Here is a 19,984-nt window from a genome sequence, read left to right as displayed (position 1 = left end):
ACTTAAACCTTTCAAACAACCTGTTCAATGGCTAGTTTAACACTAGTCTACTATTTAAACATCTTGTTTGATATTCTTTAGAAATCTAAATTGAATAAATAATTAAAAGGTCACCACTATGAAAACTAAAATCACATTGCACTTTTATGCGAAGAGCACAAAAGCTAATGCTGCAGGTCTACTTCCTATCTATGTAAGATTAACTGTTGATGGAAATCGAATGGAGTTCAGTACCAAAAAATTTATAGATTCTACTAAATGGTCACCTGAGCTGTCAAAAATGAAAGGCAATACAGAGAATGCTCGTTCATTAAATGAATACCTTGATTTACTGAAATCAAAAATATTCGACATCCAAATGGAATTAATACACCGAAACGAACTCCTCACAATTGAAGTTTTTAAAAATAGACTTCTCGGCATCAAAGAGCATCAACATATGCTCATCCCTATTTTCGAAGAACACAACCGGAAAGTAGAAGAGCTCATAGGGCTTGAATACGCACCTGGAACACTAGAACGATACAAAACCTCACTTAAACACACCAAAGACTTCTTGCAGTGGAAATACAACATATCCGATATTGAAATCAATAAAATAGACCATCCTTTCATAACAGAATATGAATTCTATTTGAGAAGTGTCCGCAAATGCGCCAACAACACTGCAGTCAAATACATTAAGAACTTCAAGAAAATAATCAAAATCTGTATTTCAAATGGGTGGTTAGACAAAGATCCATTTGCAAACTATAAATCAAAAATTCGTGAAGTCGAAAGAGATTATCTAACACAAGAAGAAGTTCAGGACATCTATTCTAAAGTATTTGCAACCGAAAGACTGAACCAGGTAAAAGATATTTTCGTTTTCAGCTGCTTTACAGGTTTGGCTTACATCGATGTCAAAAACTTAACGGTATCAAACATCAGTATGGGTATTGATGGCGGAAAATGGATATTCACCCATCGTCAGAAAACAGAAACAGCTTCTCGCATTCCCCTCCTCCCTATTCCGGAAGAATTAATTCTGAAATATGCCAATCACCCACAATGCATAAATGAAGACAAACTATTACCCGTTTTAAGCAATCAAAAAATGAATAGCTACTTAAAGGAAATAGCGGATGTTTGCGGCATTAAAAAAGATTTAACCTTCCACATTGCCCGCCACACTTTTGCGACGACAGTAACACTCACAAATGGCGTACCCATAGAAAGCGTGAGCAAAATGTTAGGGCATAAAAATATAAGAACCACACAACACTATGCTAAAATATTGGATAAAAAAGTGAGTGAGGATATGATGGTTTTAAGAAACAAAATGTCAAACTGCAACAATGATAAAATTATAAAAAAGACCAATTAGAATTTTCACTTGTCTAATTTAGCCCATAATGAGTTTAGAATAGATAGTTAAAATCAGGCAATTAAAAGACAATTTTCAAAATTACCAGCTGTAAAAAAGCAAACTTCATAAATATGAAACAACTCCAATTACAACATGTTTTTTCCTTGATACGGAATAGCCTTTTTATAATTTGTAGTACATTTATCTTAGTTTTGAAATTTTATCAAAAGAGTATTTTAATCTCTTATTATCCTGGTCCTAGAATCATTCCATCGGATACTAGAACTTTTTATACTACGCTTGAGTTTGTTTTTTAACATATTAAAAGCCTATCTTTTTTAAGACAGAAACCTTGAAAGTATTTACTATTCTACTACTATTTCTTCTTTAACAAACAAAGCAACTACAATTCCAAAAATAATATGACCTATTATACTTCCCAACATTATTAACAACAGACTACCTTCCATCGGAGGCGTTCCTTCCATTATGGCTCCCAGTATTGCCAACATAATTTGGGCAAAGATAAATACGGCAACACCAAAGATTGCACCTCTAAAAATTGCGTTGCTAATTTTATTAACCAAGTTAATAAAGAAGAAAGTGTAAGCCATTGCGAAAATTATTCCTATCATGAAATGGATTAACCAACCAACTATAATTGGCACACCCAGCATCACAGAGAGCATATCTGGCGGATTCATTTTAGGCATTCCCATCATCGTAGCGACCCACATCTCTATTGACATTACGGCTGCGCCTATTACACCACTAATTAAGGATTGGATGATTTTAGTATTCATTTTCTTTTTTTGTTTATGATTATGTCAACAATTTATCAGTTGTTGAATGAGCTTCAACATGTTTTCTGTGAGCCTCTGCAAATTTTTGCTTTATTAAAGTTACAAAAAAAATGAATTAAAAGCATTGCATAACTTTATAGTAGGGTTAAACTATTCAAATATTAATAGGGTTTGTTTGTGATAGGAATTACAAATTTTACAAACAATAGTTATTTTACCCGAAGAGCAACCGACTATCCTGGACCAGGAATAATACCCTCTGATACTAGAACTTTTTATACTACGCTTGAGTTTGTGTTTTAACATAATGCTCTATTCTAAAACAAAAGAGTAGAATAGAGCCTAAATAAATCAGCTAATAAAATAGGACTTAAATTCCTTTAACTCTGTTCTATCTCTTGTAAAATTAAAAAACCATATTGCCAGTTGTTCAATCTCGTCAGGGAAAAGCATTTTTATTGCTTTTTTAAGTTCTTTAGAAAAAATATTTGAGTCAAAACTAACTTTTTCAAGAATTAATATGGAGTAATCTAACATAAATTGAATTGTAAAGATTAACTATAAAGATGTAAGTGAAATGCTATCCGATATATTTAAAAGACTGCCTTCGAATAACTTTTTTAAAAAGCAAAACAGTCGTTCGGTGGCTTTGAATTTGATGCTTAACGACATTGCTTGCAATGATTTTAAGGGCAAGACTTATAGGAAATATTTGGTTGAAAAATTTACATTTTACCTTCTAATTTAGAAGAAGGTACCTATTTATTTTGGATAAAATCATTGGGTCGATTTAGATTTTTTCTTTTTCTTTCTTCTCCACATTATAAAACCAGTAATAGGCAAACTTACAGCCATTAGAACGGCCAAAAAGACAATTATTTTACCCAAAATTCCAAAAATAGATCCTGTGTGGATGCCGAAAATCGAGTTTTTAACGCTCTCTGCCGTTGACGCATTTTTATTTAAATCTGTTTGCACTATTTTCCCAGAGAATTGATTCACAAAAAAGGTATTGTATTTAGGAATATATTCGTAGGCATATTTCAATTTTACACGAATAGTACCGTCTCTTTCTTTAGGATAATAAATATTTGACTCAATGCAATTGGGATATTCTTTTTGTATTTGCGTATAGATTTCTGCAATGTCCGTTTCCGTCGATTTTGGCACTCCCGAATTTGGTCCCCATTTGGTATAAGGTTCGCTATTGGTGACTGAATATGTCGCCTTTTTTACAAAATCATATGAAAAAAACAAACCTGTACTTACTATAAAAACCAGAATAAAAGAAGCGTAAAAACCTCCAATTCTGTGCAAATCAAAATTCAATCTTTTAGCAGACTTATCACTTATGGTAAAATAAGATTTCAGTTTTTTAAAATTGGTTGGAAACCATAAAATAAGACCTGAAATCAACATAAAAAGGAATACAAAAGTTGAAATGCCTACTATATTTTCGCCAATCTCACCTAAAAGTAAGGTACGGTGAATCTCTAAAATTATAGCAAAAAAGGAATCTTTAGTAACCAGAGACATCACTTCCTTCCCGTCGTAGGGATTGTAGGCCACTTGAATCTTTTTATTCCCGAGCACAATTGTCGCATTGGGAACGCTCTCTTTTTGCTTGATAAAAAGCAACTTACTCTCGGGATGGTTTTTCCCGAAAGAATCAATAACGTCAACAAGTGCAACCCGGCTAGAATTTTGTGCCTTTACATAATCAAAATCGTATTGGGTATAGTTTGTTATTTCTTCTTCAAAAACATAAAGACAGCCTGTTATGGCAACAATAAATACGATAAGACCTGAAGCTAGGCCTAGCCAAAAATGCAATTTTCGGATTGTTTTTTTTAAATCCATCGGCAAAGGTTAAAATTACAAGTTTAGTATCAACTTTTTTTATAAGTAACTCCCTCTTTAAAAAGAAGCATCTTTTATTGATACTTCTTTTTATTTTTTTATACGGCAATTAAAAACAAGCAAATCTTCCAGCCGATTATTATAAATCCGTAATTAAGATAGCCTGTATTACTGTACTTTCGGGAGTCTTTTATTAGAATTAGAGATTAAAAACTATATTGTATTTGCAAAGTGGCTCTTCTGCCAGAGGATTTTACAAAGTCTTGATTTCTTGCCATCCACCATGCGATATTTGGAGAATAATCTTTGTTGAATAAATTCTCAACACCCAATGATGTTTTAAAATGTTTATTAATAATGTATGAATTACTAACATTGAAAACAGTATAGCTCGGTACAGGCCCTTCATTAAAACTGTACTTATTTGTTGTGGCATTCGGATCAAATCGGTCTCTTTCAAAATTATGCAAAGCACTTAACTCGACATCCCAATTTTTCAAAGGCTGAATTTGAATGTAGCCTGTAACTTTTGGTGCCATTATTCGAGCACCATTGATGTATTTTTCATAAGAAAAGTTGTTATCATTATCAACTTTTCCTTCTATCCAGGCATACGAACCGCCAAAACTCAGATAAGCCGAAGGCTTGAAATTAACAACAGCTTCATACCCCCAAATACGTTCTGGAGCGCGTTGCATAACATAAGATCCATCAGGTTTTTGAACTGAGGATGCCCCTAATTTTGAAGTACTCGAAAAGCTTGCTACTTCGTAATTAAACCATTTTACTGGTGCTCCGGCCAATCCAACTTCATAGTTCTCAACTATTATCGGGTCTGTCGGTAACTTTGAGACAACACTTGTGGTTGCACTTCTTAATATTCTTCCAATTTCATTAATGGAAAACGATTGGGAATAGCTTGAAAAAATACTTATTGCAGGCAAAATATTATATCGGACTCCCATATTCCAAACTAGTGCATTGTATTCCAAATTACCGCCTTTAACAAAAATGCTTTGGGGATAGGTATTGGTTTTTGTGTTTAATATCGGAAGCGTATTAAAATCATCTACTTTAACTCTAATATTTTCATATCGAGCACCTATTTTTATTGTAAACTTTTCCAATGCATCAAATTTAATCAAAGCAAATGGGGCAGTATTCTGCATATTCATTTGTGGTGTCCAAAAACGACCGTCCTCCAGTTTTTGCACCGTGGCATCTTGAAGCAAGTCCAACCCATAAATTATTTCTGCTTTATAATCAGCTTTAGAAATCAGACGTGAGTCGAAATTTGCTCGAAGACCTATTTTATTCGATTTTACGTTAGATTGTCCGCCGTTAAGAAATTGCACTTTATCATAGAAAAAAACCGTCCTAAAGTCCTGCGAGTAGGCGTTTACATTTAATGAAGTCCCTTTCCAGATTTCCGAATTAGAGTAGCTTAACCTGAAATTATGATTTCTTGGAGTTCCCTCTGGGGTTCCTGGCCTATCTGATATTTCTATCCCAATGGAAGGAGTTACACCCCATTCGCCAATTTTAATATCTTGGTTTAAGAATGATTTTGATGCATATCCAATATAGGATGCTTCTATTCTTTGTTTTTCGGATATTGCATATCCTATTTTAATCAGTCCATTATAGGTATTCATATTGGCCAAGCTATAGTTTGGGGCAATATTTACAGAATTAGCATCCTTTAACAATCCTGACCTATCGTAGGTAAATCCCAAAACATAATCAAAACGTTTCTGTTTTCCATTTAAAGAAACAGATGTTCTATATCCAAGCGATTCGGTAAAAGTTGCTGGTTGGGTCGCGAGTCCGAACTGGACAGCACCTGAAACAATTTTATCCTGACGGCTTTTCTTGGTTATGTAATTTATGATCCCACCATCTGCGCCGTTTCCATAAATTGACGTGCCCCCTTTTATAACCTCGATCCGTTCTATTGAAGCTGCATCGATAACCTGAACGTCTCTTCCTCCATTTCGCAACGGGGTAGATTGCGGTATGCCGTCTATCATTACTAAAAATGGTCTTCCTCTTAAGGTTTGTCCATAATTTGAAGTTTGATTACTTGAAGTTGCTAAACTAGGAACGGTATATTGCAGAATACTACTAATGTTTGAATTAACTACTGACTGGGTTTGAATCTTTTTCTCTCCAACAATAGTAACCGAAGAGGTTACTTCTTTTATACTCTCTTTTTTGCGACTAGCGGTTATTATGATATCATCTAATTCGTTGACTTTTTCTTGTGAGTTAATTTTTTCTTGTGCAAATCCAAAAAAAGGCATTAAAATAAGTAAATAAATAATTTTTATTTTTTTCATAAAGCGATTTAAATTATGTTAATTTTTTTTGCAAATATATATGTTATTTTTAATTGTTCTAAATAAAAATACTATTTTTACAAAATAAATTTTAACACATTTTTAACTATATAAAAAAAGTAACATTCCTGATTTAGGTAAGATATTTTGCCTTAAATACTTACGGCCAAAACAAGAAAACAGCAGACATCAAAGCCAACTAAAACAAAACACGATTACATATTAGAATGTGTTGAATTAGTAGAAGATGTACCAACCAAAATTGTTAGGCAACATTTTTTAATCGTTGGAAAAACGGATAAAGACATTGTTAAACATTGGAGATAAGATTGGTTATTTGATAACATAGATTTGTACACTTTCTTTAACACACAGAAGTGCAACCATCTAAAATGTTTAAATGAAGATCGCATTTTGTTTATATTGAGTAATCAAAAAATGAATGCTATCTTAAAGAAGTAGGATGCGACATTCCAAAAGAAATTACTTTTCATATCTCAAGACATACATCTGCAACATCCACGACGCTTGATAGAATTAAGCAATCCAAGTTTAACAATTGCACCTTCTTTCAGTTTGTTAGGAATTAATGTTCCGGAAAGAATATAGGGTTAATAAGTTATTCTAAAACTTAAATTTGGAGTTCGTAGAAGTGAAAAAGTTTTTACATCTTCAATAGAATTTGTAATCACATTTATTCTATAATATTCATTAATTTCGTTTTTTCGATCGAATACATTCAATATGGAGAAACCTAGTTTATATTGGGCTTTATTCAAGCTTTCCCATTTGTATGTTGTCGAAAAATTAACTTGAAAAAAGTTATCTAGGACTTTATTGTTAGGGGTATTGTAATCAATTTTTGGATTTGAGGAATTACTATAATTTATCGCTGAACTTATAGGAGTTGTTTCGGGTTTTCCAGAATACCATTTTGAACCCAATGCTATTTTTAGATTTTTTCTTTGATAGATCCCAGCCCAAGAGACAATATGATCTAATTTAAAGTTGTTTGGAAATACAGGTTGTTCTAAATTTGGAAAGTGATAATTATTTTCATTATAAGTATAACTCAACCAGGTAATGAAATGATTTATTTTTTTTTGAACTAGCATTTCAATTCCTAAGACTCTATAATCACCATTAATTTTTACAAATTCTAATTGGTTTTGAAATCCTTGACTTGAGCTATTAATTCCAGTTACTTTTTTATAAAAATTTTCTAAAGTAAACAACCAATTATTTTTGGCATAAGAAAAACTAATTGATGCTTGTTTACTTTTTTGAATAGGAATAGTCGTGTTGTTTGCCAATATCCACCGTCTTTTTTCAATTCCAAAATAATCTTTCTGTAGATCAATAACCTGATAACAATTTTGACTTTTGAATTCACCTAATACTTCTAAATTAAAATGTTTTGTGATAGCATAATTAAACTGTAATCTTGGTTCAAAAAGGTGTTTTTTAAATTGTTCTATATAGTTTAATCGCAATCCTACATTAAAATATATTTTGGATAAGGTATCGTTATATTTTCCTTCAACTATGAACGCATGAGTTCGCAGAACTTCTTTAATTCTTCTGTAAAATATTGGACTATTTACTTCATCTAAATTTATAGTACCAATTTCGCTTAATTGATATCCATTATTAAAAGTAAATTTTGAAGTGATTATATGACTATTCTCAAGCTTAAAACCATTGTCTAACACTTTATTTTCCTGTCTTACAGTTTGATTATCCTGTATTTGTTTTTTTTCGGCATTAAGTTCGTAGGACGAAGTGTAAACATTGAAATTACTACTATTTTTTGCATTCCAGTTTCGTTTCCACGAAAGATTACCTCCGTAATTTTTTTGATATAAAATATTATTTTCCGACTGAATTATAGTATTAATTCTGGTTGTCTGAAAAACTTTAAGTTGATCATTTATAGTTATAAAATCTAAAATGAGATGGTCTTTACGTCCAATTTTTTGAGAATATTTAGCCGTAATATCGTAAAAATTAAATTTCTCGTCACTTGAATAATCGATATTTTGATTATTGGAAAAATTAGTAATACTTGTGTTTTGAAAAGCTTTATTATAATATTCTTTATAGGTAGGCGTTTTTACTAAATCGGTTATGGATTTTCTTCCGGCAATTTCCAAGAAACCTTTTTTGGTGATATTAAACTTTGAATAAATATCAGCATTAATCATATTTATTCCTGCACTAAAACTGTTTTTTTCAATTTTATTGGGGTTAGAGGAAATATCAACAACACTCGATACACCTTCTCCAAAAAAAGCAGAACTTCCGTTTTTAGTTATAGAGATAGTATGGGCTAAATTAGGATTGAACGCTGAAATTAATCCAAAAAAATGTCCAGTTTGGTACATTTTTATTCCATTCCACAAAAATAAATTTTGATCATGGGTGCCGCCTCTCACATTAATACTCGCAATACTTTCATCGGCACTATAAATACCGGGAATTTGCAACATGGTTTGTAAAACATCGGGTTCAATTAAACCAGGCAAGATTCCTAGTTTCTTTGGCTTTATTTCAAATGTTCCATCATTTTTTTTTGAAATTCCAGAAGTTAAAAAATGATTCGCTATTATATTCTTTAATCCAAAAACTTCAACTTCAATATAAATTTTTTGGGAATTTTTATTTTGTAAATCTGCCATAGAAATTTTTTTAGTGGCAAAGCCAATACAACTAACCAATAAATCCGTTGATTTTTCTTTTTTTAGTTCAAAATATCCTTTTTTATTAGTTGAAGTACCGGCACCATTTACAAACTTAATATTCACATTTTCCAGTGGAGAATTATCTTCTTTCGAAAATACATATCCACAAATAATTTTTGTGTCAAATGCATTATTGCTAAAAATAGTAATGAATTTATTGTCTATATTTTCAAAGAATAGATTGGTTTTTTTTTGAAGATAACTAATCTTCTTATTCAAGGACAAAGATTTTTTTGGAGGTACAATTTTAAAAACAACTATTTCATTATCAATATAATTAAAATAAATATGATGTTGTTTTTCTATGGATTGCAGAATATCTTTTAATGCAATTGTTTTGCTTCTGTCTTGAGCTGTCATACTCAAGGCAAAAACACAGCAAAAAAATAAGACATAAATACGTTTAAAAAACATTTATTTTCCTTCAAAAATTATTTTGTTTGGAGCAATTTTATTCGGTTCTAAATGATAGGTCTTCGCAATAATTTGAAGGGCAACATCAAGATTGTCAATAGGAATTTTACCAGTAAATAATTCACCCGAATATTTTGCTTTTACTTCAATAGAAACGTTGTACTGCCTTTGAATTTCATCTAATATGTCGCGTAAATTTTCTTTATTAAAAGCAATTGTATTTTCTAGCCATTCTGGTTTAGAAGCATTAACGGTTGTATTTATCTGCTTTCCATTTTCAAAAGTAACACTTTGCCCGTGGGTTAAAATCACCTCTTTTTCTTTGTAATTTACTTTTACCCTTCCTTCAAAACAAGTTACATCAAAACGACTTTTTCTTACTTTTACATTAAATTGAGTTCCAAGAACAGCAACCTTTCCAAGATCAGTTGCAACTACAAATTTTTTGCCTTTTGCTACTTTAAAATAAGCTTCACCATGTAATTCAAGGTTTCTGTTGTTATCCCAATTCCATTTTCTATATTCAATTTCTGAACCAGCATTCAAAACTACTTCGGAATTATCGGGCAACGAAAAAGAAACACTTTTTCCATTAGGTGCATATTGGTTTTGTGAGGCAAAGTTTTCTACCATAAATGTAATTCCTAACCCGATAACTAAAACGGCAGCCACTTTAAATAACCAATTTTTATATAGAGGAATAACTTTAGGTGTTGTTTTTTTATGACTTATAACATGCTCTAAAACTTTCGTTTCATTAAAATTGGGCACTTCTAAATGAGCAGTATAATTTTTAATTTTTTCATATTTTTCATAATCCGGATTAGCTTTAAATTCAGCTAATTCGGCTTCTGTCAAATCGTTGTTTAACCATTTTGCTAAAATGTAATTCTCTTCCATTGTATTAATCTTATTATATTTAAAACAAGTAAAAACAAATTTACCCTACTTTATACTATCAATTTCTTTTCTTAGTTCAACTAAAGCCAAATGTATTCGCTTTTCAACTGCTTTAATACTTATATTTAATTCTTCTGCAATTTCGCTATATTTTTTTCCATCAATTCGATGCATCAAAAATGCAACTCGTTGTGTTTCATTCAAATTTTCAATTGATTTTAAGAGCTTGATTTTGAATTGCTTTTCTTCAAGTATAAATTCCGGGGTTTCATTTGTTTTATCAAAACCAGAAAAATTCTTTTCATATTCCAAAACTACTTTTTGATGTGCAATTTCGTTAAGAGAGTTATTATTGGCAATTATATAGATATAGGATTTAGCTTTTTCAATGGGAACCGCAGCACAGTTTTGCCAGAGTTTAATAAAAGCTTCTTGGGTTAAATCATCAGCTTGGTCTTTATTTCCATACTTATAAAAAAGAAAATTGCGAAGTGACTTAGCATGACTTTTGAAAAAGGTTGAAAAAATAATTTTATCACAAGTTTCTGATAATGAATTTATTGTCATTTATTTCGTAATTTTTTACCTTACAAAGATATATTTATTTTTAAATTTTGGTAGGGTAATGTTGATGTAAACTGTTTTATTATTAAAACCTCTAATTTTTATATGAAATGAGAATAATGAAAACTCGATACAACTCTCAAGCATTCACTGAACACAAATAAAAATATTAGCAGTGAAGTAAACACTGATAAGGATATACGAAACGGGGTTCGATGACACAAAAAAAAATCACCGATTCCAGATTCTATTAAAAAACAAATATTAGCTACATATGAAAACGATTAAATATTTATTAATAAGCGTTACGGCAATAGTATTTATCTCTTGTCAAAATGAGGAAACATTGGTTATTCAAGATACTACTCAAAACTTAACGGCCATCTCTCCTCTTACGGGTTTGATTTCTAGGGTATCACAAAACCCTACTTCTAAGGATAATGTTTTGGACAATTCCAGTTGTTTTAATGTTCAGTTGCCAGTTACTGTTATTGTAAATGGAACACATATTACGGTATCTGACCAAAATGATTATACAAAAGTTCAAGCTGCATTAGATGCCTTTTCAAATGATAATGATATAGTAAACTTTGTGTATCCAATAACAATTCAGTATCAAAATTTCAAGACCGAACTGATTATAAATCCGAATCAATTAGAGGATGTTATTGATAATTGTGATGATGATGACGGGTTTGACGAGATTGACTGCCTCCATATAAATTATCCAATAAAAATTAATATTTATAATGCAGATAATCAAATTGCAAACACTATTACTATTCAAAACAATAAAGATTTATATAACTTTTTGAAAGATATAGAAAGTAATGTATTTATATCCATCAATTATCCGGTTTCTATTACAAATTTTAAGGGTCAAAATGTTGTAATTACAAACAACTCTAATTTTGAAAGCAGTATTGAAGATGGGATTAAAGATTGTAATACTAATTCAGGCTCCGGAGGAAACCAGAATTTCGCTTCGATTTTGACAAATGGAACCTGGCGTGTATCTTATTATTTTGATGATAATGATGAAACTTTAAATTACAAGGGATATAATTTTACTTTCAATTCTAATGGAACTGTTGTGGTTATAAAAGAAAAAAATACTATCGCCGGAAATTGGTCCACTTTTATAAATAGTGGTCAAGATATATTTCTCTTAAAATTTGATGACAGTAAATTAGATGAATTAGAGGACAACTGGAAAATTACAGAATTTACAACCACCAATGTAAGACTGAAAAATAAAAATTCCAGCGATGGAGCAACTGATTATCTTTATTTCACCAAGACCTAATTAAAACAGAATACAAAACAACTTACTGTAAATTTTAAAGGAACTTTTTTTATAAATACAATTATTAAAATTGTATTTAAAAACCATTAATTATTAACCCCTATTTATATATTATTTAACCTTAAAAAAAATGAAAAAAATGAAAAAAACATCGATTTTAGCAATACTTGTCATTATGATAAGTTCTTGCACGGATAATCCTTCTACAAGCGGTAATGTGACATTAAAAGCTTCGTCCGTTTCTGCAACTGGGACAACATCTACCACTGCTCGTACTGCTGCATCAACAGTGGTGTTCACGGAATTTAAAATAAACATTGCTAAGATAAAATTTGAACTAGATGAAGTAGAAGATAAGTATCTTACAAATCCTTTTTATGATGATGATGTAAAACTTGTAGGTCCTTTTTTAGTTGATATACTAGATCCAAACAAAACTTTGACCCAATTTATTACTTCTGTTAATATTCCAAATGCCAAGTATGAAGAAATTAAATTTAAATTTGAAAAAAGTATTATGCCAGGCGAAATGGAAGGTAAAACTTTTTTAATTAAAGGGACAATAAACGGTAAAAACTTTATCATCTGGAGTGCCAAAGATGCTGAACTTGAAATGGATTTTGCAGATCCAGCTAAAGATTTCACAGTTAATGGTAACGCTATGACTCTTAATATAAAAATACATCTTGATGCCATAATGGCAAGATTAATAACATTAAACAATCAAAATTTACTTCTGGATACCGATGGAGATGGAGTGATAGAAATCAGTACTGATAATGATGATGGACACCATGATTTAGGGGAGCAAATAAAATTGCTACTTGAACAAGAAACAGACTTGGATGACAAAGACTAATTAAAATTTAAAAAAAGAGAAGCTACTTCGGCTTCTCTTTTTTTAAAGTAAAATCTTAATTAAATGTTAACTAATTTACATTGGCACAGTTGTTGGCTTTGCAAAAAAAAGTATTTACATAAAGAGTTAATAATTAAATTAAATATTGAAAAATGAGAACATTAAAATTAATCGCTGCAGGAATAATCCTTTTTGCATCCAACTCAATTCATGCACAAATTTCAGTCAGTTTAAACATAGGTTCACCGCCATCTTGGGGTCCTGAAGGATATGCGGAGGCAGACTATTATTATTTGCCAGATGTTGAAGCTTATTATGATATAAGAGCTACTCAATTTATTTATTTTGGTGGAGGAAGATGGATACGATCAAGATATTTGCCTAGAGAATATAGAAATTATGATCTATACAATGGATACAAAGTGGTTTTGAATGATTATCATGGTTCAAGACCTTATAGAAATTTTGATAATGATAGAATGAGATATTACAGAGGTTATCATGGCAGACCACAAAGATCAATAAGTTATAATAATAATCGAAGAGAATATGACAATGATGATTATGACAATGATGAGGGTCATGGAAGTAAACATGGGAATGGGCATGAAAGAGACTAATTCCTGATAAAAAATGATAAAAGAGAGGGAGTCCAGAATCTGCTTGAAAATGAAACAGACTTAGATAACAAGGACAAATTAAATTAAGGTAGTGTCTCACAAGTCTTCTAAATAAGCCATTCTACCGTTACCCCTTTTAACATCATTAATTCTGCTGCAAAGAAGTTCCTCGCTTCGTTATGATAATGCTTTAAATAGTCGAGAGAGTGTTTAGAAACACTTTATAATATTTACTTTTTTTCAATTCCTTTATCTTTCTTATGAGAGAGTCCGAGGCAATTGGTAGTAAATTTGTCTGTATATTCCCAAAGCATTTTCGTTCTGTGTAATTGTTTTTAAGACTTTAACACATTGCTTAAGAAAAGAAAGTTACCTTGCCACTTAATTTACAACAATTTAAATACAAATAATTATGAGAATGAGATATTTTTTTATTACTATAATATCTGTTTTAGCGAGCGGATTATTTTTGAATTCATGCTCAAAGGATGATGCTGCACTTCCAACAATAACTTTTAATCAAACAGAGGGTAAAGCTAATTCACAAGGCGAATTTACAGTGAGCGGCCATATCCAATCTGAGATTGCGCTTTCTAAGGTAATAATTACAAAAGAGGGATCAAGTACTCCATTTTTAACGGATGATACGACAGCAAAAAATAAAACCGACTATGATTTTGCGTATTTGATTACAGGTGTTACTACTAACACCTATCTAATAGTTGATATTTATAATCAAGCTAATGATAAAACAACAGTACGATTTTTAATTCGTCCTTAATTAAAGGAATTACCTTTTATAATTATATTTGCTGGAGAATCTCACCTGCGCTCTGAAAAGCTGTACTTTCCAAAAAATATACTTCCCTATAAGCTGCGCAAGGTGATAACCTTTGCGCTTTTTTTATGGGATTAAATCTGAGCGAGTTGAAAAACTCCAAATGATCTTTTTTAAATTCATGATTGTTAGTTTTAAGGATTATTGTTTTAAAGACCGTTCGATTTCAGAACTGATATTTGAATAATGTGACATGTTTTTTTTTATACATGTACATCCATCAAGCTATTGAAAAGTCCAAACACATTGAAAAGCCAAACAATTACAACTAGCACAACCATAATGTTTAATTTTTTTTTTATAAAAACAAACCTCGCTTAAAATGACTTAAGCGAGGTTGTTTTTTATGTTATTCAGTGTCGATTTAGATTTTTAGAGAAGTCGGCAACGGCTGCCAATGTTTTGTAGTACTTATATCCAAACCTTTACAACCTAATTTTAACTCCACCATTCAATATAAATCCATCTGTTGGCGTGTAAACTTCTCTAAATTGTGGATTTTGAATTGTTCCCGAATACATGTTTTCCCATTTCGATTGTCGGCTGTCCAAAAAGTTTTCAAGATTCAAAAATATGCTGAAATACTTGAATTTGTATTCTCCTGAAACTCCCATAACCCAATAATCCCTAACTTTTTCGTTGTTTGTCAAATACTGGTTTCCAACATAAAAAACTTCGTAAGCGATTCGCAATTTCTCTTCCCATTCATACATTACGTTTGCATTTATTCTATGTTTTGCCGTTAAAGGGTTTATAGTTGTTGTGTTATTAAAATTTCTATTTGCGTCAATATAGGTATAACCAATGTAACAGGAAATATCTTCAAAACGAAGCTTTACGTTTGTTTCAAATCCTTTAGTTTCTATATTTTCGTTGGCATTTTCAAAGGCATAATTTACTGTCGATGGGACTGGATTAAGAACCAACGGGTTTTTGATAATGGTATAAAAAAACATTTGATTTATGGCAAAACTTACCTCTTCAAAAATGGTAGTTTTGTAATTGACATCAGCATTTAATCCATACGATTTTTCAGGATTAACTTTTGAAAAATCAAGTGAATTTATATTTTGAAACGCTTTTTCTTCGGTTTCTTCCGAGAAAATGGTTGGTGATTTGTATCCTAAACCACCGCCAAATCTTGAAGATAATTTTTTGTTGATTTTATACAATAATGATAAACGAGGCAAGACGAAAACATTGCTTCTGTTTGTAATGTCTAAACGCAAACCGCTTTCTAAAATAAATTTTTCGGTTATGTTAAGATTGTTTTGAGCAAAAAGACCAAAGGCAGCATTGTAATAATCTAACTTGTCAGCCATTAAATTCATTTGTTTGAAATTGTCCGAAACTAAATTCGCTCCCAAATTCCATTCTGATTTTTCGTTAGGGATTAGATAATTGGCTTCTGTAAAAGTGGCTATTTGTTGTCCTTCAAAATTATAAGTTTGTTTTTCTATTTTTCGGTTAAAATATCCAACGCTATTTTTAATGGTCAATATATTTTTATTGTCAAATGTTTTTTCAAATTTTGCTTGTGTCGAATATCGATTACTGTTATTTCGCTCAAAGAACATATGCGTAGCATCTGATTTGTTTTCTATTACTTGCATATCCCCACCAATTCGGTTTTCAAATCCTGCGTTTACACCAAAACTAAAGGTTGTCTTTTCGTTTGGATAATAAAAGAATTTCGGGTTTATTGTATACCTGTCGAATTTTGGAATATCCGAAAATCCATCATTATTTACATCGGTTGCTTTTTGAGAATTACTTGAAGCATAAATTGTAAGTCCGGATTTCTTGTATTTTTCAGCATAAAAACCACTTAAATCCAACGCTTGTGTTTGATTTATGTTTGCCAAAAATGAAATTTCTCTTGTGTCGGTCGGTTCTTTTGTAATTAAGTTTATCAATCCCGCAATGGCTCCGCCTCCATAAAGTGTTGAAGTGGAGCCTTTTATAATTTCTACACGTTTTAAATTCAATGGTGGAATTTGTAAAATGCTCAAACCACTTGCAAAACCTGAATACAAAGGAAATCCGTCTTGTAAAAGTTGCGTATATTTTCCGTCTAAACCTTGAATACGAATACTCGCACTTCCTGAAACTTGGGAAGTTTGTTGCGTTTGAATTCCTGTACTTTCAGTAAGCAACATTTTTATATTCCCTGGTTGCATTGAAGATTTTTCTTCTAATTCGCCCGAAGCAATCGCTTCGATTCGAGTTGGAGTGTTTTTTATTGTTCGGCTACTTCTTGTTGAAGTAACTTTAACTTCTTCTAATTCTTCCGATGATGGTTCTAAAAATATTTCAATAGTTTCATTTTGAGGGAATAAAATATTTTTTTCCATTTTTCGGTAACCAAAAGAGCTGAAAACAATTGTTTGCTTACCGCTGGGAATGTTTTCAATTACTACAAATCCTTTTTCGTCAGAAGTAGTGGAACCGTTTTGATTTCCGGTTAGAAATACAGAAACGCTATCAAGTGCTTTTTTTGTTTTTTCATCTTTGATGATTGCTTTAAAAGTGTTTTGGGCTGTTGCTAAAAATGGAAATAGCAAAAGAATGAATATTATTTTTTTCATTTTGGATTTAAATAGAATTGTTCTGAAATCGTGAAAACGGACAACTGCATAACAATTGCCGAAAAAGTTAAATCATCAAATCATCAAATCAAGAAAGAAGAATATAGAATAAAAAGCTTATGCCGTTTTGGAAAGAAAGAGCTTTTGTAGAATGAATTGCATTTAGATACAGGTAGAATTCCATTTAAATGGAATTGAATTGGCGTGTCACTAATGTCGCAATGCGGAATACTTTGCGTTACGCTGTTTGCAAAGATTTGATTACTACATTGCTGAATATAGGCGTGACTTTCATTTTCAAAATTAGAATTTTTCTCAGTATCTGAAAATTCAAATACGGTGTTGATATAGCAACACGAAATCAAAATTAGAAGTACTATTTTAATATATCCTTTCATTGTCGCAAATGTACAAACTATAATTCTGTTTTGTGGGCAAGTTAACTGTAATTCATTAATGAAGGATTAAGTTGTAAATTACAAAGGATTTCTAATCATAACAAAAACACACCTCTCAGCATCTTTCAATATTTCCTCCTACTCTTCCAACTATCATTTTTATTATAATTCCTCAAATGCTCAGAAAATTTCCCTTTCAAGTGAAGACCTAAAAACCAAACCACAATAAATCCCCATACCTCAAATATAGAACATATACAGAGCTACTTTTTAGCTCGAAATCAGAAAATCCTTTTTTGATAAGCTTTAATCCCTGATTGATAAGTATTACTCACCGCCAAAAAACAGAAACAGCTTCTCGCATCCCCCTCCTCCCTATTCCAGAAGAAATAATTCAGAAATATGCTAATCACCCACAATGCCTAAATGAAGATAAATTACTTCCAGTTTTAAGCAATCAAAAAATGAATAGCTACTTAAAGGAAATAGCCGATGTTTGCGGTATTAAAAAAGAATTAACCTTTCACATTGCCAGACATACTTTTGCAACAACTGTAACACTTACTAATGGTGTCCCTATAGAAACCGTTAGTAAAATGCTTGGACATCGAAGTTTGAGAACCACGCAACACTATGCTAAGATACTGGACAAAAAAGTGAGCGATGATATGGAATTATTAAAATCCAAGTTAGGCAATTTTAGAATAGAGAAAATGGAGCCAAATGGAACTACATCTTAAACTGGTTAATTTTCAACTGAATAGGAATATGCAAAGCAACTTCTGTAAGCTAAAAATAATTATTTTTTGTCGCAAATATTTACTAAATTTGCGACAATAATACACTAAAAAATGACTGAAAGCACTGAAAACAAGATACTAACTAAAATAAAAAAAGCCAAGAGGGGCACGGTCTTTTTTATAGACGATTTTGTGTCTTTTGGTGCGGCCAAAGCAGTCAGCAAAACGCTCGAACGTTTGGCAGATAAAGGCGAAATCACAAGAGTAGCACGGGGTATTTATACACGACCACAGGAAAGTAAATTATTAGGCACGGTGCTCACACCTTCAACAGAAACAATTGCCAAAGCAATAGCAAGAAGAGACCGAGCCCGAATTGTCCCTACAGGTGTCTATGCCTTGAACGCATTAGGTCTGTCAACACAAATTCCTATGAATGTGGTATACCTTACCGATGGCGCAGCGCGGAAAATACAGATAGGAAAAAGAACTATAGTATTTAAGAAAACAGTTCCGAAAAATTTGGCAGCCATTGGCGAAATAAGCAGTCTGGTAATCCAGGCACTTAAGGTTCTTGAGAAAGATAAAGTGACAGCCGAAGAAAAAGAAAAAATAATTATTCTTCTGAAAAAAGAAAATCCTGTAAGATTACATCATGATATCAGACTGGCTCCAGAATGGATCAGAAATATTATGAAAGCGGCATTACCAGAAAATCAATAAAAATAGATATGCAAAATTGGTTACAAATACCGAATAGAGACAAAGTAGAAATCTACAATGAAATAGCCGTACAGACAGGCATGACAGCTTACGCAGTAGAAAAAGACTGGTGGGTGACCCAAACCATCGGACTTATTTTCCAAACTGGACTGGCACCACATCTGGCATTCAAAGGAGGAACCTCCCTAAGCAAAGCCTGGAATCTTATTGAAAGGTTTTCAGAAGATATTGATTTGGCACTAGACAGATCCTTTTTTGGTTTCCAAGGACCATTAACCCCTAGTCAGGTAAAAACGTTACGAAAGAGATCTTTTAACTATATATCTGAACAATTTTATCCTGCCTTGAAGCAAAAATTTAAAAATGAAGGGCTCAATGTAGATATTCGTTTAGGCGAAACGAAAGATTCCGACCAGGATCCGCTAATTATTGAAATTTACTATCCCAATGTAATTCAGTACCCGGAATACATCCAACCCAGGGTTTTAGTAGAAATTGGATGTCGGTCACTTCGAGAACCTTTCACCGTCAAGTCTTTTTCTTCTTTAGTTGGAAGCCAGTATCCTGACAGGCCGTTTGCTGATGCTCCCATCGAAATCCCGACTGTAAATCCGGAACGGACTTTTCTGGAAAAAATATTTCTGCTGCATGAGGAATTTCAAAAGCCTTACACGGCTATCAGAGTCGATCGGCTAAGCAGACACTTATATGATATCGAAAGAGTAATGCATACAGAATACGGAAAAGCTATAGTAAGCAATGAGATACTCTATTGGAAAAACCGGTCAAATTGATCACCACTTTCCAGTGTAAATTGACCACCAGTTCCGGAGCAAACTGACCACCACTTTCCAATTCAAATTGACCACCTAATTTTGGGGTAAATTGATTATTAAAAACTACTGACTTTTTCATGTTGTTAGAACCATACATTCGTTAAAAA

15 protein-coding genes and 1 pseudogene are annotated in these 19,984 nt (G+C 31.8%); 8 read left to right on the top strand and 8 right to left on the bottom strand.

Features of this window, described 5'->3' with window-relative positions; genetic code table 11:
* Nucleotides 1-118 precede the first annotated feature (118 nt).
* Complete coding sequence (locus tag ACM55M_RS13065) at nucleotides 119-1,366, top strand: site-specific integrase (protein WP_416858109.1); 1,248 nt, start codon at nucleotides 119-121, stop codon at nucleotides 1,364-1,366.
* 347 nt (nucleotides 1,367-1,713) lie between these two features.
* Here the strand turns inward: ACM55M_RS13065 and ACM55M_RS13060 are convergent, their stop codons facing one another.
* The 6 genes from ACM55M_RS13060 to ACM55M_RS13035 form a co-directional block, all read right to left on the bottom strand.
* A complete protein-coding gene (locus tag ACM55M_RS13060) occupies nucleotides 1,714-2,151 on the bottom strand; it encodes a DUF6789 family protein (protein ID WP_416858108.1) in 438 nt (145 codons plus the stop codon).
* Nucleotides 2,152-2,928: 777 nt separating this feature from the next.
* On the bottom strand, nucleotides 2,929-4,011 hold the full coding sequence (locus ACM55M_RS13055; protein ID WP_416858107.1) for a PepSY-associated TM helix domain-containing protein: 1,083 nt from the start codon (nucleotides 4,009-4,011) through the stop codon (nucleotides 2,929-2,931).
* A 206-nt stretch (nucleotides 4,012-4,217) separates the two neighbouring features.
* Nucleotides 4,218-6,350: a TonB-dependent receptor gene (locus tag ACM55M_RS13050; RefSeq protein WP_416858106.1), complete on the bottom strand. Its 2,133-nt coding sequence runs from the start codon at nucleotides 6,348-6,350 to the stop codon at nucleotides 4,218-4,220.
* A gap of 611 nt (nucleotides 6,351-6,961) precedes the next feature.
* Nucleotides 6,962-9,505, bottom strand: coding sequence for a TonB-dependent receptor (locus ACM55M_RS13045; protein WP_416858105.1), 2,544 nt, complete (start codon nucleotides 9,503-9,505; stop codon nucleotides 6,962-6,964).
* A complete protein-coding gene (locus ACM55M_RS13040) occupies nucleotides 9,506-10,405 on the bottom strand; it encodes a FecR family protein (protein WP_416858104.1) in 900 nt (299 codons plus the stop codon). It abuts the gene before it with no gap.
* 45 nt (nucleotides 10,406-10,450) lie between these two features.
* Nucleotides 10,451-10,972, bottom strand: a complete 522-nt coding sequence (locus tag ACM55M_RS13035) for an RNA polymerase sigma factor (protein ID WP_416858103.1) — start codon at nucleotides 10,970-10,972, stop codon at nucleotides 10,451-10,453.
* A gap of 271 nt (nucleotides 10,973-11,243) precedes the next feature.
* Here ACM55M_RS13035 and ACM55M_RS13030 point away from each other — a divergent pair, with 271 nt between their 5' ends.
* The 4 genes from ACM55M_RS13030 to ACM55M_RS13015 all read left to right on the top strand — a co-directional run bounded on the left by ACM55M_RS13030 (nucleotide 11,244) and on the right by ACM55M_RS13015 (nucleotide 14,535).
* Entirely contained in the window at nucleotides 11,244-12,275 is a 1,032-nt protein-coding gene (locus tag ACM55M_RS13030) for a hypothetical protein (protein ID WP_416858102.1), read from the top strand.
* A 175-nt stretch (nucleotides 12,276-12,450) separates the two neighbouring features.
* Nucleotides 12,451-13,134 (top strand): hypothetical protein, encoded by a 684-nt coding sequence (locus ACM55M_RS13025; protein ID WP_416858101.1) that lies wholly within the window; start codon nucleotides 12,451-12,453, stop codon nucleotides 13,132-13,134.
* Between the two features lie 152 nt (nucleotides 13,135-13,286).
* The gene (locus ACM55M_RS13020) at nucleotides 13,287-13,754 is read left to right on the top strand and encodes a hypothetical protein (protein WP_416858100.1); all 468 of its coding nucleotides are present in this window, start codon (nucleotides 13,287-13,289) and stop codon (nucleotides 13,752-13,754) included.
* Nucleotides 13,755-14,166: 412 nt separating this feature from the next.
* Nucleotides 14,167-14,535: a hypothetical protein gene (locus ACM55M_RS13015; protein ID WP_416858099.1), complete on the top strand. Its 369-nt coding sequence runs from the start codon at nucleotides 14,167-14,169 to the stop codon at nucleotides 14,533-14,535.
* 482 nt (nucleotides 14,536-15,017) lie between these two features.
* Here ACM55M_RS13015 and ACM55M_RS13010 read toward each other — a convergent pair whose 3' ends face one another.
* A complete protein-coding gene (locus ACM55M_RS13010; RefSeq protein WP_416858098.1) occupies nucleotides 15,018-17,180 on the bottom strand; it encodes a TonB-dependent receptor in 2,163 nt (720 codons plus the stop codon).
* A gap of 727 nt (nucleotides 17,181-17,907) precedes the next feature.
* On the opposite strand from ACM55M_RS13010, the pseudogene ACM55M_RS13005 reads away from it, so the two are divergent.
* The 3 genes and pseudogenes from ACM55M_RS13005 to ACM55M_RS12995 all read left to right on the top strand — a co-directional run.
* A pseudogene (locus ACM55M_RS13005) lies at nucleotides 17,908-18,318 on the top strand (site-specific integrase); the annotation flags it as partial.
* Nucleotides 18,319-18,429: 111 nt separating this feature from the next.
* Nucleotides 18,430-19,041, top strand: coding sequence for a DUF6088 family protein (locus ACM55M_RS13000; protein ID WP_416858097.1), 612 nt, complete (start codon nucleotides 18,430-18,432; stop codon nucleotides 19,039-19,041).
* Nucleotides 19,042-19,121: 80 nt separating this feature from the next.
* Entirely contained in the window at nucleotides 19,122-19,835 is a 714-nt protein-coding gene (locus ACM55M_RS12995; protein ID WP_416858096.1) for a nucleotidyl transferase AbiEii/AbiGii toxin family protein, read from the top strand.
* Here the strand turns inward: ACM55M_RS12995 and ACM55M_RS12990 are convergent.
* A complete protein-coding gene (locus tag ACM55M_RS12990; RefSeq protein WP_416858095.1) occupies nucleotides 19,789-19,956 on the bottom strand; it encodes a hypothetical protein in 168 nt (55 codons plus the stop codon). The two genes, ACM55M_RS12995 and ACM55M_RS12990, sit on opposite strands and share 47 nt — an antisense overlap.
* Nucleotides 19,957-19,984: the final 28 nt, after the last annotated feature.

The organism is Flavobacterium galactosi (assembly GCF_048158585.1).
Lineage (GTDB): Bacteria > Bacteroidota > Bacteroidia > Flavobacteriales > Flavobacteriaceae > Flavobacterium > Flavobacterium galactosi.
This window is presented reverse-complemented; position numbering and strand designations above follow the sequence as displayed.

Coding starts and splice junctions, on each gene's coding strand:
- ACM55M_RS13065 (WP_416858109.1), top strand. CDS start 119: ATGAAAACTAAAATCACATTGCACTTTTATGCGAAGAGCACAAAAGCT.
- ACM55M_RS13040 (WP_416858104.1), bottom strand. CDS start 10,405: ATGGAAGAGAATTACATTTTAGCAAAATGGTTAAACAACGATTTGACA.
- ACM55M_RS13050 (WP_416858106.1), bottom strand. CDS start 6,350: ATGAAAAAAATAAAAATTATTTATTTACTTATTTTAATGCCTTTTTTT.
- ACM55M_RS13025 (WP_416858101.1), top strand. CDS start 12,451: ATGATAAGTTCTTGCACGGATAATCCTTCTACAAGCGGTAATGTGACA.
- ACM55M_RS13035 (WP_416858103.1), bottom strand. CDS start 10,972: ATGACAATAAATTCATTATCAGAAACTTGTGATAAAATTATTTTTTCA.
- ACM55M_RS13010 (WP_416858098.1), bottom strand. CDS start 17,180: ATGAAAAAAATAATATTCATTCTTTTGCTATTTCCATTTTTAGCAACA.
- ACM55M_RS13015 (WP_416858099.1), top strand. CDS start 14,167: ATGAGAATGAGATATTTTTTTATTACTATAATATCTGTTTTAGCGAGC.
- ACM55M_RS13020 (WP_416858100.1), top strand. CDS start 13,287: ATGAGAACATTAAAATTAATCGCTGCAGGAATAATCCTTTTTGCATCC.
- ACM55M_RS12990 (WP_416858095.1), bottom strand. CDS start 19,956: ATGAAAAAGTCAGTAGTTTTTAATAATCAATTTACCCCAAAATTAGGT.
- ACM55M_RS13030 (WP_416858102.1), top strand. CDS start 11,244: ATGAAAACGATTAAATATTTATTAATAAGCGTTACGGCAATAGTATTT.
- ACM55M_RS13060 (WP_416858108.1), bottom strand. CDS start 2,151: ATGAATACTAAAATCATCCAATCCTTAATTAGTGGTGTAATAGGCGCA.
- ACM55M_RS13000 (WP_416858097.1), top strand. CDS start 18,430: ATGACTGAAAGCACTGAAAACAAGATACTAACTAAAATAAAAAAAGCC.
- ACM55M_RS13055 (WP_416858107.1), bottom strand. CDS start 4,011: ATGGATTTAAAAAAAACAATCCGAAAATTGCATTTTTGGCTAGGCCTA.
- ACM55M_RS13045 (WP_416858105.1), bottom strand. CDS start 9,505: ATGTTTTTTAAACGTATTTATGTCTTATTTTTTTGCTGTGTTTTTGCC.
- ACM55M_RS12995 (WP_416858096.1), top strand. CDS start 19,122: ATGACAGCTTACGCAGTAGAAAAAGACTGGTGGGTGACCCAAACCATC.